The sequence below is a fragment of the Acinetobacter sp. YH12021 genome (assembly GCF_013420145.1).
GTDB classification, from domain to species: Bacteria; Pseudomonadota; Gammaproteobacteria; order Pseudomonadales; family Moraxellaceae; genus Acinetobacter; species Acinetobacter towneri.
This window is the reverse complement of record NZ_VOYT01000016.1, coordinates 1-25552: the sequence shown is the minus strand read 5'-3', so window position 1 is coordinate 25552 and position 25552 is coordinate 1. Positions and strand designations below refer to the sequence as shown.

Annotated in this window: 23 protein-coding genes and 1 pseudogene; 11 read left to right on the top strand and 13 right to left on the bottom strand. The window is 41.7% G+C overall.

What is annotated here, in order from left to right; genetic code table 11:
* The first annotated feature begins 117 nt into the window (after positions 1–117).
* Complete coding sequence (locus FTT91_RS11425) at positions 118–807, top strand: YggS family pyridoxal phosphate-dependent enzyme (RefSeq protein ID WP_180169475.1); 690 nt, start codon at positions 118–120, stop codon at positions 805–807.
* A 360-nt stretch (positions 808–1167) separates the two neighbouring features.
* Here the strand turns inward: FTT91_RS11425 and FTT91_RS11420 are convergent, their stop codons facing one another.
* The 3 genes from FTT91_RS11420 to FTT91_RS11410 form a co-directional block, all read right to left on the bottom strand.
* Positions 1168–1443 (bottom strand): hypothetical protein, encoded by a 276-nt coding sequence (locus tag FTT91_RS11420; RefSeq protein WP_004975329.1) that lies wholly within the window; start codon positions 1441–1443, stop codon positions 1168–1170.
* A gap of 139 nt (positions 1444–1582) precedes the next feature.
* Positions 1583–5194 (bottom strand): SbcC/MukB-like Walker B domain-containing protein, encoded by a 3612-nt coding sequence (locus FTT91_RS11415; protein WP_180169474.1) that lies wholly within the window; start codon positions 5192–5194, stop codon positions 1583–1585.
* A 9-nt stretch (positions 5195–5203) separates the two neighbouring features.
* Positions 5204–6454, bottom strand: coding sequence for an exonuclease SbcCD subunit D C-terminal domain-containing protein (locus FTT91_RS11410; protein WP_104852401.1), 1251 nt, complete (start codon positions 6452–6454; stop codon positions 5204–5206).
* A gap of 481 nt (positions 6455–6935) precedes the next feature.
* Between FTT91_RS11410 and FTT91_RS11405 the strand changes: the two genes are divergently transcribed.
* Together FTT91_RS11405 and FTT91_RS11400 are read left to right on the top strand one after the other, a co-directional pair.
* Positions 6936–7382: an ABZJ_00895 family protein gene (locus FTT91_RS11405; RefSeq protein ID WP_168418227.1), complete on the top strand. Its 447-nt coding sequence runs from the start codon at positions 6936–6938 to the stop codon at positions 7380–7382.
* Between the two features lie 136 nt (positions 7383–7518).
* Positions 7519–8436 (top strand): TIGR01777 family oxidoreductase, encoded by a 918-nt coding sequence (locus FTT91_RS11400; RefSeq protein ID WP_180169473.1) that lies wholly within the window; start codon positions 7519–7521, stop codon positions 8434–8436.
* Between the two features lie 20 nt (positions 8437–8456).
* On the opposite strand, the gene thiO is transcribed toward FTT91_RS11400, so the two are convergent.
* Both thiO and hemB read right to left on the bottom strand, forming a co-directional pair.
* Positions 8457–9575, bottom strand: a complete 1119-nt coding sequence (gene thiO / locus FTT91_RS11395; protein WP_004975341.1) for a glycine oxidase ThiO — start codon at positions 9573–9575, stop codon at positions 8457–8459.
* Between the two features lie 13 nt (positions 9576–9588).
* Positions 9589–10602, bottom strand: coding sequence for a porphobilinogen synthase (gene hemB / locus FTT91_RS11390; protein WP_004975342.1), 1014 nt, complete (start codon positions 10600–10602; stop codon positions 9589–9591).
* A gap of 120 nt (positions 10603–10722) precedes the next feature.
* Here hemB and FTT91_RS11385 point away from each other — a divergent pair, with 120 nt between their 5' ends.
* From FTT91_RS11385 to FTT91_RS11365, 5 genes and pseudogenes are all read left to right on the top strand, one after another.
* Positions 10723–11220: a thioesterase family protein gene (locus FTT91_RS11385; RefSeq protein ID WP_180038158.1), complete on the top strand. Its 498-nt coding sequence runs from the start codon at positions 10723–10725 to the stop codon at positions 11218–11220.
* 222 nt (positions 11221–11442) lie between these two features.
* Positions 11443–12237, top strand: coding sequence for a thermostable hemolysin (locus tag FTT91_RS11380; protein WP_180169472.1), 795 nt, complete (start codon positions 11443–11445; stop codon positions 12235–12237).
* 28 nt (positions 12238–12265) lie between these two features.
* Positions 12266–13891, top strand: a complete 1626-nt coding sequence (locus FTT91_RS11375; RefSeq protein WP_180169471.1) for an AMP-binding protein — start codon at positions 12266–12268, stop codon at positions 13889–13891.
* A 17-nt stretch (positions 13892–13908) separates the two neighbouring features.
* Positions 13909–14776: pseudogene (locus tag FTT91_RS14905) on the top strand (TauD/TfdA family dioxygenase).
* 40 nt (positions 14777–14816) lie between these two features.
* A complete protein-coding gene (locus tag FTT91_RS11365; RefSeq protein WP_096902277.1) occupies positions 14817–15650 on the top strand; it encodes an SDR family oxidoreductase in 834 nt (277 codons plus the stop codon).
* Here FTT91_RS11365 and FTT91_RS11360 read toward each other — a convergent pair.
* Complete coding sequence (locus FTT91_RS11360) at positions 15645–16982, bottom strand: sigma-54-dependent Fis family transcriptional regulator (RefSeq protein ID WP_180169470.1); 1338 nt, start codon at positions 16980–16982, stop codon at positions 15645–15647. The genes FTT91_RS11365 and FTT91_RS11360 overlap by 6 nt on opposite strands.
* Positions 16983–17175: 193 nt before the next feature.
* Here FTT91_RS11360 and FTT91_RS11355 point away from each other — a divergent pair, with 193 nt between their 5' ends.
* The 3 genes from FTT91_RS11355 (at position 17176) to FTT91_RS11345 (ending at position 19144) form a co-directional block, all read left to right on the top strand.
* Entirely contained in the window at positions 17176–17859 is a 684-nt protein-coding gene (locus tag FTT91_RS11355) for an MBL fold metallo-hydrolase (protein ID WP_180169469.1), read from the top strand.
* Between the two features lie 44 nt (positions 17860–17903).
* Positions 17904–18686 (top strand): sulfite exporter TauE/SafE family protein, encoded by a 783-nt coding sequence (locus FTT91_RS11350; RefSeq protein ID WP_180169468.1) that lies wholly within the window; start codon positions 17904–17906, stop codon positions 18684–18686.
* Positions 18687–18826: 140 nt separating this feature from the next.
* Positions 18827–19144 carry a hypothetical protein gene (locus FTT91_RS11345; protein WP_004975369.1) on the top strand — a complete coding sequence of 106 codons (318 nt, stop codon included), beginning with the start codon at positions 18827–18829 and terminating at the stop codon, positions 19142–19144.
* Between the two features lie 94 nt (positions 19145–19238).
* Here FTT91_RS11345 and FTT91_RS11340 read toward each other — a convergent pair whose 3' ends face one another.
* The 7 genes from FTT91_RS11340 to FTT91_RS11310 form a co-directional block, all read right to left on the bottom strand.
* Positions 19239–20021, bottom strand: a complete 783-nt coding sequence (locus tag FTT91_RS11340) for a hypothetical protein (protein ID WP_225543583.1) — start codon at positions 20019–20021, stop codon at positions 19239–19241.
* 3 nt (positions 20022–20024) lie between these two features.
* A complete protein-coding gene (locus tag FTT91_RS11335; protein ID WP_004975373.1) occupies positions 20025–20282 on the bottom strand; it encodes a hypothetical protein in 258 nt (85 codons plus the stop codon).
* A gap of 274 nt (positions 20283–20556) precedes the next feature.
* Positions 20557–21264 carry an ABC transporter ATP-binding protein gene (locus FTT91_RS11330; RefSeq protein WP_096902281.1) on the bottom strand — a complete coding sequence of 236 codons (708 nt, stop codon included), beginning with the start codon at positions 21262–21264 and terminating at the stop codon, positions 20557–20559.
* A gap of 1 nt (position 21265) precedes the next feature.
* Positions 21266–22474 carry an ABC transporter permease gene (locus tag FTT91_RS11325; protein WP_136144179.1) on the bottom strand — a complete coding sequence of 403 codons (1209 nt, stop codon included), beginning with the start codon at positions 22472–22474 and terminating at the stop codon, positions 21266–21268.
* Complete coding sequence (locus FTT91_RS11320; RefSeq protein WP_167846193.1) at positions 22471–23622, bottom strand: efflux RND transporter periplasmic adaptor subunit; 1152 nt, start codon at positions 23620–23622, stop codon at positions 22471–22473. Before FTT91_RS11320 ends, FTT91_RS11325 begins: the two co-directional genes overlap by 4 nt.
* A gap of 185 nt (positions 23623–23807) precedes the next feature.
* Positions 23808–24050 carry a hypothetical protein gene (locus FTT91_RS11315; RefSeq protein WP_004975383.1) on the bottom strand — a complete coding sequence of 81 codons (243 nt, stop codon included), beginning with the start codon at positions 24048–24050 and terminating at the stop codon, positions 23808–23810.
* A gap of 443 nt (positions 24051–24493) precedes the next feature.
* Positions 24494–25438 (bottom strand): hypothetical protein, encoded by a 945-nt coding sequence (locus FTT91_RS11310; protein ID WP_180169467.1) that lies wholly within the window; start codon positions 25436–25438, stop codon positions 24494–24496.
* Positions 25439–25552: the final 114 nt, after the last annotated feature.

Sequence of the window (25552 nt, the reverse complement as noted above, 5' to 3'; positions counted from 1 at the left end):
CCCGAGATCAATTAAATCTTAATTATTTTGATAGAATAATACGGCTTTCCATCAGCTTAACCAACTGTTAGTTGCTGGACAAGCTAAAAAAAGATGAATGAAATGAGAAATGCATCAATGAATAATCTGCAGCTTATGCGCACTCAGGTTTTGCAACAAATTCAACAGGCATGCCATTTGGCTCAGCGCGAGCCAAATACGGTGCAATTGTTGGCGGTGTCTAAGACTCATCCGAGTGAAGCCTTGCGTGAAATGTATGCGACAGGGCAGCGCGCTTTTGGCGAAAATTATTTGCAAGAAGCTTTGGATAAAATGCAGGCCCTGAGTGATTTAGAAATTGAATGGCACTTTATTGGGCATGTGCAACGCAATAAAACCAAACATTTGGCAGAAAAATTTGCATGGGTGCATGGGGTAGATCGTTTGATTATTGCCGAGCGTTTATCGAATCAGCGCGATGCTCAACAAGTGCCCCTGAATATTTGTTTACAAGTAAATATTGATGCGCAAGACACGAAGGATGGTTGTCAGCCGAGCGAAGTTGCAGAATTAGTCCGACAGATCAGCCAATTACCGCATTTAAAACTACGCGGTTTGATGGTGATTCCTGCACCTGATCATCCTCAAGCTTTTCAAGATGCCAAACAATTGTTTGATGCAGTGAAAGCACAACATGCACAACCTGAAGATTGGGATACTTTGAGTATGGGCATGTCGGGCGATTTAAATGCCGCAATTGCAGCAGGTTCAACTATGGTACGGATTGGGACAGCATTGTTTGGCGCACGTGACTATTCCAAGGCTTAATTGCTAGATAAACAAAGAATCTGCCAAGATTTTGCAAACATTATCTTGTACGTTTTGGCTGACATGAAATGCGGAATTTTGCGGCTAGTGCTGAAGGTTGGATTTTCTTAATATGAACTTATCGGGAAACAGGGAGTTTCCTAAATAAGAAGAATAAGAAATAGAACAACACGGAAGTGCTTGGTACGACAGGAGTTATACCAAAAACTGAATCTAGAAAGCCTCGACAGGATGTCGAGGCTTTTTTAGTTATGTATGCTGTAAAGCTGTCAAAGTTTTGGCTTGTGTAGATTATTTTTAATAACCTTCACTATTTTTAGAAAGCGCCACTCCCGTCCAGTAAATAGGTGAAGTAGACATTCAAGATTTATTTTCTATCCAGATTCGAATACGGGCAATCAGTAAAAATAGCAAAAAACAGAACTGAAAGAAGCCTGTGAAAATGATGGTCCAACCGCTATTTCCAGGTGTTTTTCTTGCATCCAACTCAATGACTAAAGTGCAGACGGTGAGAATGATTTCAAAAATTAAAACCGCTTTAAAAACCCAAGGTTTAGGGAAACGTATTAACCATGTGAGAAAAATAATACTTAAACTGGGCAATACAGCAAAGAGAATAATCGTTTTTATATCCATAAAATTAAGTACTTAAAGTGTGGGTGATTTTAAAATAAATTCAATACAACTTCATGGAAGCCTAAAATCTGAAATCTCACAGTCATTTCAATAATTCTTCAATCGACAAATAATCTTCAGATTTTAGGCAGTATTGGCTTTAACCCACCACATTGACTTCACTTGCCCCTGCACCCACTGGTTTGACTTGAATTTGCACAGGAATTCGTTCGTGCATTTCCTGAATATGCGAAATCAGCACCACTTTACGTCCCTGACTTTGCAGATGGTCTAAGGCATTCATCACCATGTGCAAGGAAGTCGGGTCGAGGGTGCCAAAGCCTTCATCAATAAATAGCGATTCCAGTTTCATTGAGCCAGATGCCATATTGGCAATTGCTAGTGCCAAAGCTAAAGAAACCAAAAAGGTTTCGCCACCCGATAAAGACAGAACAGGGCGAATTTCACTGTTCATATCTAAATCAATAATCGCCAACCCCAAACTGTCAGGAATACGATGCAACTGATAACGCGAACTCAGTGGCAGCAATTGCTGATTGGCGTATTCCACCAAAATATCCAAGTGATGTTCTTGAGCAATTTTCTTAAATTTCGTACCTTCTTTATGCCCAATTAAATCGTAAATACGTCCCCAGCGGTATTCTTCAGCTTTGATACTTTCAATTTGAGTTTGATAGGTAGCAAAAATCCCTTGATTGGTGCTATTCAGGCGTAGCTGTGCCTCAATCTCATTATAGTTTTGCTGTTGTTTGGCTTTGTCTGTTTGTAGCGCTGCCAGTTGCGTGGTGACCTCGTCAAAACTCAGTTGTGGCTGTTGCTTTAAGTGTTTTTGATATTGCTCTTCCAATGTTTGCCAAGCCGTTTTAGCACTCTCCAAACTGTTTTGTTGTTGCTGCAGCATGTTGCGTATTTGCTGATGTTCGGCATAAGAAATCTGTAAACATTTATCAATGATGCTGGCTTGAAAATGCGTGTGTGTCGCTTGCCACGTTGCAATGTGTTGCTGACATTCAGTGTGTTGCTGCATGCGCTGTTGAATTCTACTATCCAAACCATGTTTTTGCAGTTGTAAGTCTTTTAACACCTGTTCTGCTTGATTAAGTACAGTTCGTTGTGTGCTAAGTGCAAGATTGAGTTGCTGTTGTTGCTGATCTAAAGCCTGCTGCCATTCTTGATAGGTCTGATATTCACATCCCGCATGAGTTCTTGTAAGCTGCTTAATTTGATCACGCAGCTCACTTCCTGCAGTTTTAATCTGCTGCAGTTGTAGGGTTTTCTCTGCATGTTGCTGTTGTAAAAATAGCAACTTTTCTTGCACTTGCTGCTGTTGTTGAGTCAGTTGTTCAATCGTTTTGCTCAGTTGAACTTGCTGCTGCTGCAAGTGATGACGTTGCTCTAACTGTTGTAAGGCATTTTGATAGTATTCAATCGGTTGATTGAGCCAAGCGTGTCTTTGTTCTGCATCTAAAAGCGACAAAATAGGCTGTAAACGCTGAGCGAGGTCTTGGCGTTGTTGAATAGCATATTTGAGTTGTTCTGCCTGCTGTGCAGCATTGCGCCATTGTTTCAGGGTATCGTTTGCTTGTTGAATACTCTGCTGCAAGTGTTGAGTGGATTGATGTGTTGTTGCCCAATGTTGCTGTACGTGTTCAATTTGCTTTGCAACAGGCAGCGCTGCATCCAAATCTAAAGATAAGGATGTTGCAAGCTGTTGCACCAATGTCTGTTGTTGTTCAAGTTGCTGTTGCAGTTCAAGACTGCGTTGTTGTTGTTGATGATAAGTTGCATCGTATTGACTGCGAGCACGCTCCAATTGTTGTAGCTGTTTTTGCGCATGCTCAAATTCAGTTTTGGCCTGCTGCAATTGCTGATCCTGCAATTGGTTTAAAGCGTCACTGAGTAAATTTTCATGCTGAATAAACGGATGTTCATGGCTGCCGCAGACCATACAGGCTTCATTCGGTTTTAATTGGGCACGTAAATCCTGCACACTTTGATGCTGCAATAAACGCTGCTGTTCAAAAATCTGCTGTAATTGTTGCAAGGCTTGTTCAGTAATTTGCACTTGCTGCTGTTGGGTTTGAATTTGAGTCTGTGTCTGCTGTTGCAGACTTAAAGTTTCTTGCTGACGCTGTTGTAACTGCTCAAATAGGGTGGTCTGTTGTTGCCATTGTTCAAGTGCCTGTTGCAAGCGCTCTAAAACATGCACACTCTTTAAAGCATGTTGTAATTGCTGTTGCTCTGCCGTGAGTTGCTGCTCAAGTTGTTCAGGATGTTGATATTGTTTTTCCCAAACCAACAGTTGTTGCTGTGTATGTTGTTGTTGCTCAATTAAAGTATCTAATGCAGATTGGAACAGCGTAGGGTTTTGCTGACGTAGCTGCTGTTCAAGCTGCAAATAATCTTGCAGACGTTGCAACGTAAGGGCTAAATTATCATCAAAATTTGCCCATGCCGCAGTCTGTTTGAATTGCTGTTGTAAATGTTGCTGTTGTTGTTGCTCGGTTGCAAGTTGAGTCGTCAGTTGCTTCAAATTATTTTTCACAGGCTGAATTTGCTGCTCTGCAAATAATTTTTGTGCAGCATCCAAAGCGGTATATTGTTGAAGTTTGCTAGAAATTTCATGTTGTAACTGTGCCGCAATTTCAAGTTGTGGTTTCAATTGTTCAACATGCTGCTGCCATGCCTGAAGGTCTTTTTCCGCTTGCTGTTGCTGACTAATCGCTTGCTGTTGTGCGTATTCCGCTTGTTGCAAGTTTGGTTCAAATTTCAAAAGCTGCTGATTCAGATTTTTTAGCTCGGTATCTGCTTGCTGACGCAAGACAAATTGCTCGCGGATGGTTTGAAATTCATCTAAATGTTTGAGCAATTGTTTTTGAGAGGCGAGTTTAAGATCGGCATCGACTTGAACATCATATATTTCTTTTTTAGCTTGGGTGCTGGCATAGAGTTCATGGCAATCTTTGTGCCATTTCACATCATTTTCATACAGTTTTTCGGTTTGGGTCAGCAAAGCTAATTGTTGACTTAGGTCATGTTGTTGGGTTTCTAAGTCTTTTAGTGTTTCATCGCTGAGGAGCACCACATGCCCCATGACATTTTCAAGATCTGTTCGCTTTTGTTTAATTTCACTAAATTTAACGGCTGCACGTTTACTGACTTCGGTAAAAATTTGCGAATTGGTTAAATATTCAAGTAAATCTGCCCGTTCATGGTCTTTGGCTTTTAAAAATGCCCCAACTTCCGATTGTGCCAATAATACTGCGCGTGTGAATTGCTCAAAACTAAGACCAATCAGTTGTTCTACAATCGGCGTAGCTTCAGAAATTTTTTGATTTAAAACCCGTTGTTCATCTAAGCAGGTGATGGCACGTTCAACTTTTAAATTCCCATCCACTTTATTGTGCGCACGGCGAATTTGCCAACGTGCCGAATAGCGTTTTTGATCAAGCGCGATAAATTCAAGTTCTGCAAAGCCAGAAGTCGTACCACGACGTAAAATATGTTTAGAATCTTTTAAGGAAATTTCTTTGCCTGCGGTATCGGTCAGGCTGCCTGTTGCACCTCTCAAACGTGGAATTTCGTCATAAAGTGCCAAACACATGGCATCCAGCAAAGTCGATTTGCCTGCACCAGTTTTGCCCGTAATTGCAATTAAACCTGCCTGTGCCAGTGGCTCATCTTCAAAATTGATGACATGCGTGCCTGCCAAAGATGCCAAATTATTTAAACTTAAACGTAAAATTTTCATGGCAAATCCTTAAGCTTTATTCTGATCAAGTTCTTGTTGGGCTTCGGCCAAAAGCTGTAAAAAATCTTGGCTCACTTCTGGGTCAGGTTGATAGCCCATTTTTTCCCATAAATCTAAAAATAATTTTTCAGGCGTAGGCGGCTCTAAATCAATTTTTGATTGTTGCACGTTCGAGTTTTCACAGTTTTGAAAGCGTCGTGCAATGCGCAGTAAACGATAGCGGTTGGCAGGCAGTGCTTGTTCAATTTGTTGGCGTAAATCAATGGGTGGCGGGGCATCGCTGATATATTCAATTTCTAAAAAATGCCGTGCGCAAACTTCTGCAATTTCATCTTTTGGCAATTGATGAAGTTTAGTGATTAATTCAGAAAGTTCACAGCGAATCCGAAGCAGCTCTACCGTACGTGGAATAAGCAAGCTTTCATATTGGAAACGCTGTGCATCTGCCTGTAATGGATCAATCCTAACTTCAAGGACTTGGTGTTTATAATTCAGCTCGCTAAATGATAAAGGGATGGGTGAGCCGCTATAGCGAATGTGTGGCTGTCCGACCTGTTGCGGTTTGTGTAAGTGTCCGAGTGCGACATAGTCAATCACCTCATCAAACAGCGCAGTCGATAAGGCTTCTTCATTCCCCACTACAATTGGGCGTTCTGAGTCGGAAGTTTCGCCACCTTGCATGTGTGCATGTGACATTAAAATCAGGGCTTGATCGGGTTGTTTACGGGCTTTGGCTTCTGCAATCAGTTGTTGATGTAAGTAAGCAACCGCAGATTGATTGTCACTGCTATGTTCATTTAAACCTGTAATTTCTGCACTGCGTAAATAGGGCAGGGTCAGACACCATGCCACAATATTTTGCGCAGCGTCATAAATAGGCACTAGGAGTTTATCTAAATCTAATTTTTGCTCGGCTGTTTTACCAATCACGCCCACAGCTTTGGCGTTGAAGCGGTCTAAAAAGGGTTCAACTTGCTCAATGCGATACCCAGAGTCATGATTGCCTGCAATCATTAAGGTTTGCATGTGTGGAGCAAGCACATGCGCATCGGTAAGGAATTGATAGAGTTGTTTCTGAGCGCTCGAAGCAGGATTGACCACATCAAAAATATCGCCTGCTATGAGCAGGGCATTCGGCTGTTTGCTTTTAATTTGAGTTAAGAGCCAATTTAAAAATTCAGTATGTTCATATTCACGTTCATGGTGATGGAAAAATTGCCCCAAATGCCAATCAGACGTATGTAAAAAATGAACAGCCATGCGTGTTCCAATCTTGATGTTGAATTATGGGATAACTTAACATAACTGAGCGCAACACTGCGGCAAAAAACCAGTTTTCTGCTTTTAAAGCGACAATTTAGGTCGCAGAGATTTTAAAGAGAAGGGAAAGTAAAATCTGTCGTGATCTGTATAGAAAAATATAGAGAGTTAAAATACTGATGTTAGAAAGGCTAAAAAAAGACCTTAAAAAATAAAGACCGACGATTCGAGTGATGATGAAATCGTCGGTCAAAGAAAAACTTGCGATACAGTAAAGCTTTGGCTGCTGTTCAAAGCATGACTGTATGCGATTTATTGCTTTAGTCAGGTCACCGAAAATATTGTGGATGCCATACACATTAACGGTTGTTGTGACCTTGTAGCCTATATAACGTCAGGCTTTTGTATTCGGTTGACAATTTCATGAAAAAAAAATCAATTTTTTTTATACTAGGCTGAATCTTTTGTCTGAGTCATCTTTATGGTATCGCTAAGCCGTTATTTTATCTGGTTTTTCTTGTATTGCTTTGTGATGACCTGTATTTGTGGCGTATTGGCTGCATTATTACCTGCGGGTGTAGGCGGGATTTTAACTGCGGTGCCTTATTTGGTTGCCATGATTTTAGTGCTGTATAAGTTTTTAAAACAACAACACCGTGCGCCGAATGACAAGGAACGCAAGACATTTACTTTAGGATTTAGCCTGATTTTTTGGGGCTATAACTTGGCGTTTTTATTATTAGGTTTGGCGATATTTTCTCGCCAAAACCCAAGCATTTGGCAAGATTTTTTACAGTATTTGCAACAGCCGCAATTTATGAGTGTGGTGGTGATCATGTTCTTGTTGATCGCAATTCCATTGTATCTGCTGACCTATTGGTTTTATGGTAAACAGGCACAGCGTATGGCAGTTAAAATGTTTGGCTGATAAAAGAAGTTGTTAATATCTGATTTTCTTCAAATATACATGATCAGTTATGTGATGATGATTTGCTTAGACTTGAACATTCAGTCTAAATCACGTATAGCTAAAACTATATTTTTCATCATGCTGAGATTGGAAGATGCATAAACCTTTGGTACTGGTAACAGGGGCAAGTGGTTTTATTGGTTCACAATTGTTGCCGTTTTTATTGCAACAGGATTATCGGGTGGTGGGGCTAACCCGACAGCCCAATCGAGTATCCAAACATCCACAATTACGCTGGATTCAGCAGTTAGATGAACTCGACACCGACCAAATTGATTATGTGATTAATTTGGCGGGAGAAAGTATTGGGCAGGGCAGATGGACAGCAGCACGCAAACAAAAATTGCTTGATAGTCGAGTTCAGACCACACTGCACTTATATCAATATCTTGAAAAGCGCCGTATTTTCCCCAAGTGTATTATTTCAGGCTCGGCAGTGGGGTATTACGGAATTGACCCGCAGGAACAATGGTCAGCAGTATGTACCGAACACAGTGCAGCACAAGATATTTTTATGTCGCAGTTGTGTCAGCAATGGGAACAAGCTGCGTTAAGCTTTAGCCAGCAAAATACTAAAATTATGCGTTTGGGTGTGGTGTTTGGACACGGTGGCGGCATTTTACCGCAAATGTTATTACCAATTCGTTTAAATGCCGTCGGGCGGATTGGGCATGGACGGCAGCCTGTTGCATGGGTGCATATACAAGATGTTTTACAGGCCATTCACTGGTTAATGATGCAACCTGTAGACGCCAAAATTTTGAATGTGGTTGCACCTGAAAAAACCAGTCAGCAAGACTTTGCTGAAACCGCAGCTCGGCTTTTAAAACGTCGTCCATTTTTGGTGTTACCTGCTTTTGTCTTGCGTTGGTTATTGGGCGAGCAATCGCAATTGGTGCTGAATGGGCAATATGTCAAACCACAAGCGTTAGAACAAGCAGGTTATTGCTTTCAATATCCAAAACTTGAACAGGCGCTAGCGGCTTGTCTGGGTGCATCATCCTCTACTTAAACAGAGGATGCTGCTGAGTGTTATGCACAGATTGAGGTGGGCTGTAACTGCTTTGGATCATAAGCGGCAGGATCAACAATCGTTTCTTGCCCAAGCATGAGCTGTCTTAATAACTGCGCTGAAGCAGTGCCCATACATAAGCCATTACGGAAGTGTCCGAAATTCATCCATACATTATTTAGGCTTGGCACTTTGCCGATATATGGCACACCTGTAGGCGAGCCTGGACGTAAACCCGCCCATTGTTTCACAATAGGGAACTGTGCCAATTCAGGCACCATTTCAAAACAAGCCGTTAAAATATCTTGTTGGGTTTGCGGGTTTGGTGTGGTGTCAAAACCAACGTGACGCATACTGGAACCGCATAGCACATGCCCATCTTGACGTGGAATCAAGTACATCACCTTGTTCATGCACATGCTTGGCAACCATTGTGCAGGGGTTTTAAATAACACAATTTGCCCTTGTACAGGCTGTACAGGAATCTCTAAACCCAGTTGTGCCGCCCAGTGCTGTGACCATGCACCTGTCGCAAGCACGATATGATCTGCACGATGCAAGCGACCATCGGCAGATTGAATGGCTTGAATACGATCTTCAGTGATCTGAAATTGCTGAATTGGGCAGTGTTCAAAAAATCGCACGCGCGGATGTTGTTTCAAATATTGCGTGAGCGATTGTAATAAACGCGGATTGCGCACATTGGCAAGTTGTGAGAAATACAGGGCTTGTTTAAATTTGGGGTGGATATGCGGGTTAATTTGTTCGAGCTGTTCCCGATTCAGACATTCAGCTTGCTGCATCGGTTCATGATGACGTTCGGCATAATTTATACCAATCTCAAAATCATCTTCATCAAAAATCAACATGCCTGTTTCATGGATTTCAAAATCAATGCCTGTAATAGGTTTGAGTTTTTCATTCCATGCTTGGTACTGCGGTTTGGCAAATTGGGCTAAGTCATTGACCGCTTGAGGATAACGCCATGGATACATGGGAGAAAGAATTCCACCACCTGCCCATGATGCCGCTTGTGCTGCTTGTTGTTGATCAAAAATACTGATAGAGCAGCCCTGCTCTACCAGTTCGAGTGCAGACAACAAACCGCTGATGCCTGCACCAATGATTGCGATGTGCATGAAAGTCGCCTGTTTATGCCATATCTTTAAGTTTGAGTGCTGCTTCTTCGGCAAAATATGTCCAAATACCATCTGCACCTGCACGGCGGCAACTCATTAGCGATTCAATAATCACACTGTCCGACAACCAGCCATTTTGAATCGCGGCAGCAAGCATGGCGTATTCACCACTCACTTGATAGACAAAGGTTGGCACACCAAAGTTATCTTTCACTTCACGTACGATGTCTAAATAAGGCATACCTGGTTTTACAATCACCATGTCTGCACCTTCTTGAATATCCAGTGCAATTTCATGCAAGGCTTCGGCGCGGTTGCCAATATCCATTTGATAATTGTATTTGTTGCCGCCTTTGAGGTTGCTGGCAGAACCGACTGCATCACGGAATGGGCCGTAAAAGCTAGAGGCGTATTTGGCTGAATAAGCCATGATAGAGGTATAGATGTGCCCGTTGCTTTCCAACGCCTGACGAATCGCACCAATACGGCCATCCATCATGTCACTTGGCGCAACCACATCTGCACCCGCTTCGGCATGGCTTAAAGCCTGTTTAATTAGACATTCAACCGTTTCATCATTCAGGACATAGCCTGTGTCATCAATAATGCCATCTTGACCATGAGTGGTGTACGGGTCGAGTGCGCCATCGGTAATAAGTACCATCTCTGGCAATTCTTTTTTCAGCAGGCGTAGTGTGTTTTGCACCAAGCCATCTTCACGCCATGCTGCTTCTGCGGTCAGGCTTTTATCTTCTTGTGGCGTGACTGGAAACAATGCCAGTTTAGACACACCCAGCTGCATTAAACGCTCGGCTTTTTTGAGTAATAAGTCTGCCGATAAACGCTGAATATTCGGCATGCTTGGAATATCTTGGGTTTGATTTTGTCCCGGTAAAACAAATACAGGATAAATCAAGTGATCTGTGGTTAAGTGAGTTTCGCGAACCATGGCGCGTAATTGATCATTTTTACGGATACGACGCATACGAGTGGCAGGAAATGCAGGGCGATTGAACGTATAGGTCATAAAAATCTCACTGATCAGTATTAAACTAGACGACTATTGTAGCCCCTTAAATTTCATTTGGGCATACATTGGCTGTTTTTATTGTTGGTAAATTGAGTTGTTTGGACTTTTGGGCACGTTATGAGTAATGCAGAGAAAAATTGGACTGGGAATATACATTTAGGCGCGAAAGTCGATATTGATGTCGTGCTAAGACAATTGGTCAATGCATTTAATGGATCGCCATTTTTTCAACACAATGGCATGAGCATGCGTGTGGTAGATGGTCAAATTGAAGCTTATATTGAGATGCAACCGTATATGGTGGGCAACGTGGCTTTCCAAATTTTACATGGTGGTGTTGCTGCAACCATTTTGGACAGTGTGGGCGGTATTGTGGCAATGGGGGAGTTATATAAACGGACAGAACCTGACGATTTGCCCGATACCATTAAAAAAGTCACTCGTTTGGCTACCATAGATATGCGAGTGGATTATTTAGCACCGGGACGCGGCAAGTATTTTATTGCCCGTGCGGAAACTTTGCGTTTAGGGCGTAAAGGCTGCACCATGCGTATGACGATGGTCAATGATGAAGATAAACCAATTGCAACGGCAATTGCGTCTTATGCCTATTAAAATCTAAGGTAGGGCGCGAACAATTGTGTTTTGCATAATTGGATGACTGTTTATTTTTGATTAGTTTATTGTTTTAAACATATAAGGAGTTGAGTGATCATCTCCTTTTTTTGTGTGCATGAAGAGTTTTTTGAATTGTGACAGTTTGTAGCGACTTAAGTTTTCTTTAAGTTTAGATTTCTATCTTGAGCATTGAGTTATTTTCTATCCAATGTGATGCACATGATCAAATTTAATTTTGATGCTCAATCATCCAGTCAAACGCATTTTCTGGATGCGAATTTTCATCAGCAAAAAAATAAAAAACAATTCAACGGGTATGCATCTGTAGCGCAGCCGTATAAACCACAAACGAACCCAAAACAGTTGAACCTAGAACAGCCACATTTAGATGTATTACACAGCTATGCCTCGGTGATTCAAGCACACACAACAGCACAACATTTAAATGTGACAACTGTGACCCAAGATGCTAGCAAACAACGCTTGGCATTAGAGCATTTTATTCGAGATAAATACCAAAAAGTCCATCAGGCATCCATAAATACTTTTTTAGATACCTTGTTTGCAGGCTATGTAAACCACGACATGCAAGTGGTGATTGGCATGCAACCATTGGGCGCAAACCAAGCCTTTTTGGAACAGTATTTAGGTGCACCCATTGAAACCATTTTAACCCAATTGAGCCAAGTGCCTGTAACGCGCGCGCAGATTGTTGAAATTGGCAACTTGGCAGCGCAAGACATGAGCAAAGCCAAATTGATGGTGGCTTTTTTGGTCTTTCACTTATCGCAGAACAATGTGTCGTGGGCAGTTTGCACAGGAACAGCAGCAGTGCGCTATGTGTTACAGCAAATGGGTTTGCATTTTCAGGTACTAGAAAAAGCCAACCCCGAAGCCTTGGGCGATGCACAGCATCAATGGGGCAGTTATTACCAACAGACGCCTTATGTACTGGCGATTGACGTTGCAGCAGCGTTGGCGGTCACGCAACAGCAATATTGTTTTTATGCCTAAGGTCATGCAGAAAGGCGGAAATTGAAAGATGAATGAGTTATTTGAAAACCTGAATCACTATGCTCAAACAGACCCTGAGCGTGAAGCAATTGTGACGGCACAAACCACACTGAGTTATGCCACATTACAGCAACGGGTTGAGTTGCTCAGTGCAGAATTGGCAACTTATCAAGTACAGCGTTTGGCGTTGTCGGGTGTGAATCAGGCCGATTGGATTGTGGTCGATTTAGCCGCACGTAAAGCTGCAATGACAGTCATTCCTGTGCCTTTATTTTTTACTGCTGCACAAGTGCAACATTTACTGCAAGACAGCCAAGCGGAGTTGCTGTGTATTTTGACGGATACTGCACAAAGCGATACTCCGTCCAATGTTAACTCGGCTATTGGAAATACTGCTATTCCAGAAGCTTTGTTGGAGATGATTGATGCAGTTCAGGCACAGGTTTTGCCACCATCAGATTTATATCAAGGGCAGTTGTTTCGTCTAAGCGTTGAAACAGCACAACCGCATTTATCCCCAAATTCTGCTGAGCAGCCTACAAAAATTACTTATACCTCGGGCAGTACAGGTACACCCAAAAGTGTGTGTTTGGCAGAAGCCACCATCAATTCAATTACACACTCTTTAAGTCAGGCATTACAAAGTAGCCAGCTTGGGCGGCATTTGTGTCTAATTCCATTTGCAACATTGCTTGAAAATATCGCAGGCGTGTATGTGCCTTTTCACATGGGACGTGCAGTGGTGGTGGGTGAAGTCAGCCAGTTCGGTTTGCTGTCCAACCATGAGTTTGATGTTTCACGCTTTGTCGATGCCGTGCAGCAATATCGCATTGAAAGCGTGATTTTATTGCCGCAAATGCTCAAAGCGATTGTGGAATATATCCATCAACACGGCGATTTGGGCTTGCGCACTTTGAAGTTTATTGCCGTGGGTGGTGGCAAGGTGTCTGCAGATTTACTCAAGCAGTGTCAGCAATTCAATTTACCTGTTTATGAAGGTTATGGTCTGTCTGAATGTGCATCGGTCGTGAGTTTAAACCTGCCTGAAGCTCGCAGAAGTGGCAGTGTTGGCCGCGTATTACCGCATGTTCAAGTCGAAATTGCTGCTAATCAAGAAGTGGTGGTCAAGGGCAATGCCATGTTGGGATATATGCATGAACTTGGGCGTGAGCAGGATGCGGTATCAGCCGATATTCACACAGGCGATGCAGGTTATTTTGATGAAGATGGCTATTTATATATCACGGGGCGTATCAAGCAAATTATTGTCAGCAGTTTTGGGCGCAATATTTCACCAGAATGGGTTGAATCGAACAGTTTGAGTGAGCCTGAAATTCAACAGATTGCCGTGTTTGGTGAAGCGCAGCCGTCATTATCTGCAGTGATTTATGCCGAGGAACATCGTTCAGATGCGCAATTGGCAGCCGCGATTTATCGTGCCAATACCCGTATGCCTGATTATGCCCAAATTAAACACTGGTGCCGTGCTGAACAACCTTTTTCTTTAAATAATCAGATGTTAACCGATAACGGAAAATTGCGTAGAGCAGTCATTCAGCAACAGTATCAGACAGCTTTGGCACATCCTACAACGTATTTAATGGCTGATCTTGGAGATGTTTCACAGATAGACATACCTGTCAGTCATCAATAGAGATAGAGAGAAATCACATGAATATTGCACAACAGCAATTCAAACATTCCCCACAACAAATTAAAGATCGTTTGGTGGAGCACGGTTGGGTTTTACTTAGAAATGAACATTATGATGTGAATGCGTTTAGTGGGCTGATGAGCAATATTTGCCAAAAGCTGACCTATGACCCTGCACGTGAAAATGTGACCCGACAATCGCAAAAAGTAGATGCAGGTACGCAGGCAATGGGACTGCATATAGAAAATGGTTCAACCCCAATGCCGCCTGATATTATTGCTTTTTTTAGTGAAAAAAGTGCTTCGCGTGGTTCGCAGACTACTTTATGTGATGGACATGAGGTATGGCAAAAACTGCCTGACACACTGAAACAGAAATTTGCTGAACCGATGACCATCAGCCGTTACTTACCTAAAGTAATGTGGCAAAAGTATGTGGCAAAAGTATGTGGCAACTGCACTCAATATTGCCGATGCTGCACAGGTCGGGCAGCGGGAACTCGCTCATTTTATTGAGATGATTCCTGGACAACGGATTCGTCCTGCGCATGATGAAGGTGTGCAGTATGACTTGAACATGCCGATGATTCGCCATGACAATTTAAAAGCTGTGCCTGCCTTTGCCAATACCTTGTTGGGGCCTTCTTATAATTACGAAAAGCCGCGTTTTTACTTTGCCGATGGCAGCGAAATCCAAGCAGAATTATTGGAAGAATTGGCAGAGCGTTGCGAGCGTGAAACCTCAGAAATTGACTGGCAAGATGGTGATGTGGTGCTCATTGATAACAAGCGCTTTATGCATGGCAGACGTGAAATATTGGTGCCATTAGAAGATCGTAAACTCTATATTTGTATGGGCTTGGGACTGAATCTTGCATTTTTATAATTGAGTTGTATCGAATATCTTAAAATTGAGAGTATCTTTTATGTCAAATTTAACTGCGGTGATTTTCGGGGCAACAGGCGGGATTGGTCATGCGATTGCGCATCATTTTGCTGAAAAAGGCTTAAACTTAATTTTGGTTGGGCGTAAGCAAGACACCTTGCAACAACTAGAGCAAAGTCTGGCGCAGCAGTATCCTCAGTTGCAATTACACAGTCTGCGTTGTGATTTAATTGATGCCAGCAGTCGTCATGATTTTATTCAGGCACTTGCCGCATTAAAACAGCCGATTCATTACTATATTAACAATGCAGGCATGAATGATTTTCGTCTGTTTGCGCAGCAATCACAGGATACCATTGAGCAAATGATGTTGGTCAATGTGGCTTATCCGCTGCAACTGATTCAGGATGTGATTCCATATATGTCGGACAGTCAGCCGAGTCAGATCATCAATATTGGCTCGACTTTTGGCAGCATCGGCTATCCTGGCTATGTGAGTTATTGCGCCAGTAAGTTTGCCTTGCGTGGTGCAACTGAAGCGTTGGCGCGAGAGTATTGTCAGACTGCCATTCGTTTTAGATATTTCTCCCCACGCGCGACCAATACCAGTATGAATAATCCCGATGTGATTGAAATGAATATCAAAATGGGTACAAAAGTGGATTCACCTGAATTTGTGGCACAAGAACTGTATCAATTTTTACAAACAGACCGTCAATCCTATCAGGTCGGTTATCCTGAAAAAGTCTTTGTAAAACTTAATCAGTTGATGCCTAGCCGAGTCGCAGCTGCCATTCAAAAAGATTTAGACACCATTTATGAATATGCAGATCAAAGCAAAGCGTCCTTTATTCAGCAAACTTCCGCCTCATAAATGATATTTTTTGCGATAACGCCATAAGGTGGTTCGGCTAATGCCCAAGGCTTGTGCCACCAATTCGGTTTGCCCCTGATATTTTTCTAGTAAATCCTGCAGCGTGTCTTTATCTACTTTATTGTTGGTTTTGATGGGCAGCTCAATAGGTTGTGGCGTTGGGGTAGCTGTGGCGAGTTTCAAACTGGCATGTACAATTTCATCGGGTAAATCGTGTTGATCAATTTCAATTTTACCTGCCGACATGGTCAAGGCATACAGCAAGGTGTTTTTTAATTCACGCACGTTGCCTGGCCAATCGTAATTGATTAATACCTTCAGTGCTTGCTCGGTCAAATGTGGCGTGACCTGAAACTGGGCTTGTTGTTGCAAAATAAATGCTGCAATTTTAGGGATATCTTGTTTACGTTCACGTAGTGGTGGCACAAAAATTGGAATCACCCGTAAACGATAAAGTAAATCTTGGCGAAATCTGCCTAAACGCGCTTCTTCACGTAAAGCGCGATGGGTTGCGGTAATAATTCTGACATTCGATTTAATCGCTTTTTCACCGCCCAAAGGGGTGAATTCGCCCGTTTCTAATACCCGCAATAATTTAGCTTGCAGTTCCAGTGGAATTTCTGCAATTTCATCTAAAAATAAAGTACCACCTGCAGCACGTTCAAACACACCTTTATGCTCACGAATTGCCCCTGTAAATGCACCTTTCACATGCCCAAACAATTCACTTTCTAAAATATTGGCATTTAAAGCCGCGCAGTTAATCGCAATAAAGACTTGTGCATGCCGTTGGCTACGTGCATGTACTGCTTGCGCCACCAACTCTTTACCACTACCAGATTCACCACGCACCAAAACAGGAAACTCAGTAATCGCTACCCGTTCAATAATGGAATACATATGCTGCATTTGTGGCGAATCACTATGGAAAAACTCCGCCAAACTATTTTGTGCTTGGGCAGATGGGGTGAGTGTTTGTGATGACACTGTTGCAACGCTAGGCTGCAGAAAGAATAAACATCCTGTGAAATCGGCTGTATGGACACGAATATTTAAGCTGTGGTAGTGCCATGCCTTAGCACTATTCGGGAGTTGCAGCAGACCTGTCTGTGGTTGTGATGCTGATTGTGATTGTAGTTTTAATTTCAATAATTGGTTTTTTAATGTTTTACCCGTAGCTGCAGAAACAGAAGCATCTTGTGCATATTCATAAATCCATGTTTGAGCAATGTCGTCATAAACATAGAGCAAACTGTCTGGACAAAGTTGTTGTAAATGAAACAAAAAGCTTTCAAGACTGGCTTGTTGTTCAAAGTCATGTATCGCATTCATGATGTTTCATCTTTTGTTTCATTATTGATTCAATTGAAACACAAAATGCAACAGATGTGAAACATGGAGGATGATCTAAATTAAATAATATCTCTTAATATATTGTATTTTATTAATATATTTAAAATAGATTAAGTTGGCACTATATTTGCAAAATTAAGAATAACAAAATATAAAACTCAGTATCTATCTCATGATCTTTCATCAATTTTTTGAAGCTGACAGCTCGACCTATACTTACTTATTGGCATCTGAACAAACCCGTGAAGCGGTGCTGATTGACCCTGTAATTTCAGAGGTTGAGCAATATGCTGCTTTTCTAGAACAGCATGATTTGCAATTGGTGTATAGCTTAGATACGCACGTACACGCTGACCATATTACTGCTGCCAACGAACTCAGAACACGTTTTGGTTGTAAAACTGTATTACATCGTAATTCAGGTGTGGTGTGTGGCGATATTTTCATTACCGATGGCAGCGCCATTCGTGTGGGTGAATTATTGATTGAAGCACGTTATACCCCAGGTCATACCAACGCCTGTACCAGGTATGTGGTCGATGGCATGGTATTCACTGGCGATGCATTGTTAATTGATGGTTGTGGTCGTACTGACTTTCAGGAAGGCAACCCAGCGACTTTATATGACAGCATTCATCTACAAATTTTTAGCTTACCTGATGACACTTTGGTGTACCCAGGGCATGACTACAAAGGGCGTGTGTCTTCTACCGTTGGGCAGGAAAAACGCAATAACTCGCGTTTAGGACAAGGGCGCACCAAAGCGGAATTTATTACCCTCATGCAGAATTTAAAACTGCCTTATCCAAAACATATTGATGTGGCTTTGCCTGCCAATAAAGTTTGCGGCAAGTAATGCTTGCACAGCACAACACAGTGATGGAATAGGGGAAAATACGCATGTGGATGTTAATCCTAGAAGGCTTGGCGATTGGTACTTTGCTGGGTTTGACAGGGGCAGGGGGCGGTATTCTTGCCGTTCCTGCTCTTATGGCAAGCCAAGGCTGGACTGTGGCGCAGGCTGCACCCGTGGGTTTATTGGCAGTCACTTTGGCAGCTTTGGTTGGCACAGTTGAAGGCTTGTTCAAACGTATTGTGCGTTATCGTGCTGCATTGTGGATTGCCTTAATCAGTATTCCATCTGCACGTTACGGGGTGCATTTGGCAGGTATTGTCCCGCCCATTTGGTTAACACTGGCGTTCAGTCTGGTCATGTTTATTGTGGCGTATCGTATTTTCTTTAATAAAGTCAACGACCAAATTAATCCACCGTGTAAGGTAAACCAAAACACAGGACGCTTAATTTGGAATGTTAAAACGGCGTCTTTGCTTGGTGGTGTTGGTGTAATTGCAGGCTTGCTGACGGGTTTGTTGGGTGTGGGCGGTGGTTTTATTATTGTGCCGTTATTGCGTAAATTTACCGATTTGGATATGCGCAGTATCGTCGCAACCTCTTTGATGATTATTTTCCTGATTGGTGGCGTGAGTATTTCAGCACACGTTTTAGATGGCTTTCAGTACCCAATGGCAGTCACCATCACCTTTGTTCTGGCGTGTATTGTCGGGATGTTACTTGGACGTACTTTGGTACATCGCATGAATAGCAATACTGTACAAAAGGTATTTGCTACAACAGTCATTGGTGTTGCGCTCTACCTCATTTATACAGCGATTATGGCTTAAGTCTAATATTTGGATACTATGTTTTTACTTTGAACTGCAGTATTGTGAATAGGTAACGTATTGTTAAGTGTAAGAAAAAGCACTAGACCTAGACCAAATTAAAGATTAGTTTAGCTGTATAAGATGACAAGGAGCCAAGAATGAAAAAACATTTATTTTGTGTGGGTGTCGAGTTCCGCAAAGCATCCGATGAAACAGGCTCTTATGCGTATTTGACCGCATATTTAGGCGCAGATGACTTACATGAAGCGATTGATCGCGTTCAGAAACAGCTGGAGCAAGAAGGCAATAAAGTATTGTTCGTTCGTGGTTGCTGGGTTGTCGATGCCGATTGTGATGATGGTTTCTGCCCAACTGAAGAAAGTAATGCTGCCTCTAAAGCAGACCTACTGTTCAACGATGAAATCTATTATGGCAAATTGCAGCAATGGTCAATCAACAATGGCTATGAATACTGAGTAAAATGTTGGCTGAGTAAGATGCCGATGGGTTCAGTTTACTGACCTGTGAATATTTAAAAAACCGCGTTTGAATGATTCAAGCGCGGTTTTTTTATTCTTCATCAACCAAATGAACAAGTACATATTTTTCAAACCAGATCGGAAACTCTCCTTTAAAATCTGGATTAATGATCAATGTATCTCCGTTAGTCACTTCACAGATATAAGAAGCCATATTCTTGGTCGCATTACTTGAGTTATCAAATAAATACGCTCGGTCGGATACTTCAATCGCATCAATCAACATGTGCATAGTGCGGAAATAGCGTTCACGGATTTTAATTTCTTCGACTGGATGACCACCATTTTTCACACGTTGTTTAACTCGGTCCACATTAATATCAGGGTCCTCAGTCGTCACAAAGTATAAATAGGTACGATAGCCTTGCGTTTTAGCATCTCGCAAAAACTCGATTTTACTCTCATGAGACATTACGGTTTCAAATGTAAATCCAACCTTAAGCGTAAGTAACTCTTTACGGATGACATCAAGAATTCGGGCTGCGAGGTAGGAATCAATCGTGTTCCCGCTTAAGTCGATTAAGCTTCCATCAATCACAGGATCTACTGAGAGGAGAGGACTTTTGCTTAGAGTACCATCTGCATTTTTTAGTGGTCGACTTGCTTGAGTAAGATAATCAACCAATATGTTTGCATTAATGCGTATATCAAATTGACTTAGATCAAGAATGGGTGTGGCTTTAAGATCGCGCTCAAGGTTGTCAGCATTCAAAAACAATTTAGATAAACGGCTATCTAAACCATTAATCATCGTACTTTTGCCCGATCCATTTGGACCCGCAAACATTCTGATTCGAGGTGTTTTTGGCAACATAAATTATTCTGCAGTAGCCTCTATGTTACGTTTTCTAATTTTAAAGGTTCTGCGACCATTAAACTGGCGGGCTAGATCAGGGTTCCGACCAGATAACTGTTTGATTAAAACTGGTTTGCCATTCGGGGTTTTGCTGACTAAGGCATCATTTTCCACATAAAGTACTCGATCACTGTGAGCTACTGCAATGAAGCGTTCACGCAAAACGTCAGCTGCAGCTGTAGCGATTTCACTTTCATTGGTTCGGTTTCTAGTTGACATATCTAAAACCTCTAGGTGATTAAGTTTCATGGTTAGCGCGTCAATTCTTGGATTAAGAATAAATTGCTCTATTTAATCAATATATGCGTATTTTGATTAAATTCCAAGAACAGTATGAAGCTAGTAAGTATTATATTTTTGCATTTCTGATGCTATCAGAATACCACATCAACCGTTTTTTAGCATTGTGTCGCATGTAACTTGAAATGCAGATATTTTATTGCTTTTGATATTGAGCTAAAACATCAGTTTCCAGCGCTGAAAACTTTAGAGCCTACTTAAAAGGACGTCCTTCGCCTTGTTCTTCATAAGTCACACCATCTCGAATGTGGTACAAGCGTTTAAAGGTAGGGATGATTTTATCGTCATGTGTGACTACAATAATTGCAGTTTGAAATTTTTCTGCCATTTCGTGTAATAAGCGAATCACGGTCATCGCGCGTACACTATCCAATGGTGCAGTGGGTTCATCGGCTAAAATCACAGGCGGTTGATTAATCAAACCACGTGCAATGGCGACACGCTGTTGTTCACCACCAGACAATTGCCCAGGCATGGCATGTACCCGATGCTGCACATCGAGCGCCGTTAAAATTTCCAATGCGCGGGCGCGGGCAATGTCATTGGCTACGCCTGCTAACATCGGCAGCAGCGCTACATTATCCAAAACATTTAAAAAAGGAATTAAGTACGGGGTTTGGAACATAAAACCAATTTTATCGCGGCGTAAGGCACTTAAGTCTTTGACTAACCAACGTTGATCAAAAATCACCTCATCGCCCAAAGTCATGCGTCCTTCGGTAGGATCAATCACGGCACCTAAACATTTGAGCAAGGTGCTTTTACCCGAACCTGAGGGGCCAATCAGCCCAACCACTTCACCGGGTGCAACCTGCATTTTGACATCTTTTAAGGCATAAAAGGCATTGTCACCTTGTCCAAAACGCTTTTTTAAACCTTCAATTAAAATGCCGTGTGTCATGTTATCCCCCAATTGCTTCGGCAGGGTCAATGCGCAGTGCCATCCGAATTGCAACCAAACTGGCTAACATGCAAATCAGCATCACCGCAATAAATCCAAAAATAGAATCTTGCGGAACCAATAAGACATATTTCGGGAAATATGGTGCGGCAAAGGTTGAACTGATTTTACCAACAGCAAACCCAATTAATCCAAGCGCGAGTGCTTGTTGCAAGATCATCCAAGCGATTGTGCGATTGCGTGTGCCAATTAATTTTAAGACCGCAATTTCACGAATTTTGTCCATAGTCAGGGTATAAATAATAAATGCCACAATCGCGGCGCTGACCAAGGCCAAAATCACCAAAAACATGGCAATTTGTTTGGCGGATGTGGCAATCATTTTGCTGATTAAAATGTGTTCCATCTGCGGGCGGGTATAGACTGTTAGTTGTTGCCAACGCTGAATATGTGCTGCTGTTTCTTCAGCTGAAGCACCTGCATTTAAACGGACTAAAATAGCATTCACATAACGGTTGCTACTTTGTGCATTGAGTACGCTTTCAAGCAAGTCAGGATAAGCAGGGCGGTTATAAATTGGGTTTACTGCAATTCGTCTACGGTCTTGTAAAATGGCAGCATTGTCCTTTTGGAATTGCGCCTGTTGTGCATCTTTCAGCGGAATAAAAATCATCGGGTCACCACCCGAAGACACCATGCGTCGGGTTAAACCCACCACGGTAAAGGTGTTACGACGGATTTTAATACGATCACCCAACTTTAATCCCGTACTCATGTCGGCTACGGCTTCATAGTGCCCGCGGGTCAATTGACGTCCTGCCAATAAATGTGGCGGCCACCCCAAGTTATTCCACGCATGTTCACCTGTTTGAATCCCGACCACCATCGAGCGAATATCTTTATCTTGATGATGCACTTGCATGGTTAAATAAGTAATATTTGAAGCATGCGCCACCCCGGGCATATTCATCACGCTGCGATATAAATCATCACGCACACTTGAAGGTTCTGCATAAGGGCCAAGTGTATCTTGCTGCACTACCCATAGGTCAGCACCACTGTTATTCAGTAGGGCTTTGGCATCATCTACCATGCCGCGATACACGCCAGCCATAATTAAGGTCACACCAATCAGCAAGCCGAGTCCAAAGCCAGTAAATACAAATTTACCCCATGAATGGAAAATATCACGACCTGCCAGACTAATCATTTAGCTGCTCCTGCAAGTTGCTTGACAACCCGTAAACGGTTTTTGGCATGTAGGGGTTTTTCACTATACAGCACCACTTGATCATTTTCGGATAAGCCTACGAGCACTTGCACATCGCCCGCTAAATTTGAACGTCCTAATTGAACTTCAACAAATTGCGGCTTTTCGGCCACAACTTTCCACACGCCTACTTGGTTATTGATACGGTGAACTGCCGCATTGGGAATGGTTAAGCTGCGTGCCAATGGTGCGAGGCTGATGGTGACTTCTGCTAACTCACCCAAAGGCGGAAGAGGCGTTGGAGGTTGATTAAAAACCACTTTAGCTAAAATTTCTTCGGTAATGGCATCGGCACGAGGTTCTACCCATAACACATGACCTGCCAAAGCATTATTTTGCCGTGAACGTAAATGAATTTGAGCTGGTAAGTCAGCAGCTAAACCAATCGCACTGGATTGATCGAAACGGGCATTCATCCAAATGGAGTTAGGATCGACAATTTCTAGTACTGTTTGACCTGCCACGACTGTTGAACCCGGTTCTGCATAACGTGCAGTGACGACACCTGCGGCTGTGGCCACTAAATTTAAATTATCGCGCTGTGCTTGTAAGGTGTTTAAGTCTGCGCGTGCTTTATTGAGTTCTTGTTGCATCGCGCTGAGTGCCGCCGTTGCCAAATCGAGCTCTTGTTGTTTAATGGCTAAAGATTCTTGGCTGGTGGCATTGATTTTGGCCAGTTGTTGATAACGCTTGACTTGTTGCTGCGCAAAATTTTGACGGATTTGAGTGTCTTGTTGCTGAGCGGTAATTTTTTGGATTATCGCACGTTGAGCCAATAAACGATCTTCTAGATCGACAGGATCCATTTCGCCTAACAGTTGTCCTGCTTGTACGTTATCGCCAATATCTACTTTTAAGTTTTTTAAGCGACCTGCTGCAGTTGGGCCAATTTTATAGTTATAACGCGCTTCAACGGTAGCTATGCCAAACAGGCTAGGTTGAATGGATTGATATTTGGCTTGCGTGAGGGTGACGTTGACAGGGGCAAATGGGCCTGTGCGTAAGACTACGTAAATTAACAATAAAACCAAAGCTACAATGACCACAATCACGGAAATCGTTCGCTTGCCTAAGGGAAATACCTGCATGTGTACTCCGCATAATTTTTTATCAATTAAGGAGAATATAATCTATTTTGTTATTGTGCGGGAGAGTTATTCGGTTTGGGGGATGAAAGCGAAAAATGTTTGGAGATGAATAAACCGTCCAATAAAAAGGCTTAAATCCTAAAAGTGGATTTGAACCTGTATTGTGCAAAAGTGAGCAATCCTGATCATTTTTCGTGAAGTTTTACCTCAATTTGATAGTCGTCTTGGGTCACTTTAATTTTATGGTCTTTATATTTACGTTTGCTTGGCGAGAGTGCAGAGCTAGTCACTGCCTTATGGAAATCACTATCTGACATGAAAAAATAATAAGCCTTATAGCCCAATAATATTTTCTCAATTTTATTGCCTTTAGTCTGAGCATCACTGATCAATGAATTTAGATACTTTAAGCTGATGTTTGCTGACATTCCTGAACCTTAAAATATAAAGTTGAATTATCACATGAGGAAGAAGCAAGTCATATTACAGATTGATGACAGTTGCATTTAGAGTGTGTTTACTCGTGGTAAACGATGCTCAAAAGTTGTGGGTCAAATTGACCCAATTTTGACCCAATTTATTCAAATTTGGGTCAATTTGTTCTGGATAGCATTGGACGCTAAACCCATAAAAAAAGCCCTTAAACATTGAGTTTAAAGGCTTTTTTAGTCATATTTAGTTATGTAACTTCATATGAATTTAAGAATTTGGTGGGGTGGCGTCAATTGAACTAAAATCATAATCACATGATTTATATTAGTTTTTCAAGTTAAATAAAATCATGTGATACATATAGTGATACAAAACAAATAATTTTATCTATTCCGACCATTATCAATGTTTAGTTCAACTATCCTTCACGCCTACTTGTTTAAAGATTTCTAATTACCGTCAATATCTGATTAAAGGTATAAGCATTCTCTAGATCTGTTTGTTTTTCAAAAACCATAAAATACTTAAATCGGTAATCAGATGAAAGAGTCATTGAATTTGATAGATTTGCCCAAGTATTGCCTAACTGAAGTTTATACTTTGAGTCCGATCCATCTAGCATATTACCTTTTGTTTCTAGCAGGATGATATGTTTGCTCTTAGTCATAATAATAAAGTCAGGGTAATGATTATTTAAATAACCATTTATCGCAAAACCTTTTCCTCTATTTAAATTACGATGCCACCAATAAATATTGTTTAATCCAACCAATTCCGCTATGAAGCTTTTTTCTAAGCTATTTGCTTCAGCCTCCTTCTCATAAAGTTGATATTCATAAGTTAGTGGTAGAACTGAAGGGATAGATAACTTAGGAGATAATTTAAATGAAGGTTGAGCTTTTATTTGAGAGCTACTCACAAAAAATTTAAATTGTTCAGAAGCGAAGCTATTCATCAAACTATCAATTTTTGCTTTAAACAAAGATGCAACTTTAGGTAAGTTTTTAATTGATGAAATACGTTGCTCTCTAGTCCAACTCGTAGCAATTTTCCTTATATAGGATCTTAGATCCGTATCATCAACTGGATAGAAAGTTTTTTTTGCAAAACTATTAAAAATAGAACTTTCTATTTGATTAATTTGGCTTGTATCTGTCATTTGGGCAACTTGTTGTATTAAGTCTTGAATGTCTTTTTGCTTTAAACGACTAACAACCAAAGTGCTATCATTACCGTTTTCGGTTTCATCAACATTCAACTGCCAAATATCATTCTCAATATTTTCAATGCTAATATTTGAGTCCTGATTAGCTAATTTAAAATCCTTTAACAAAAAGGCTCTCTTTAGTGGCTCATTATGGTCTTCACCACGGCTTTGTTGCACAAACCTATCTGTAAAGGCTTTTTCAGCGATATAATTTTCAAATGAAGAAGCCTACACACAAAATCTACCGCACAACCAATTGGCCCGCATATAACCGAGCACTCATGAGTCGCG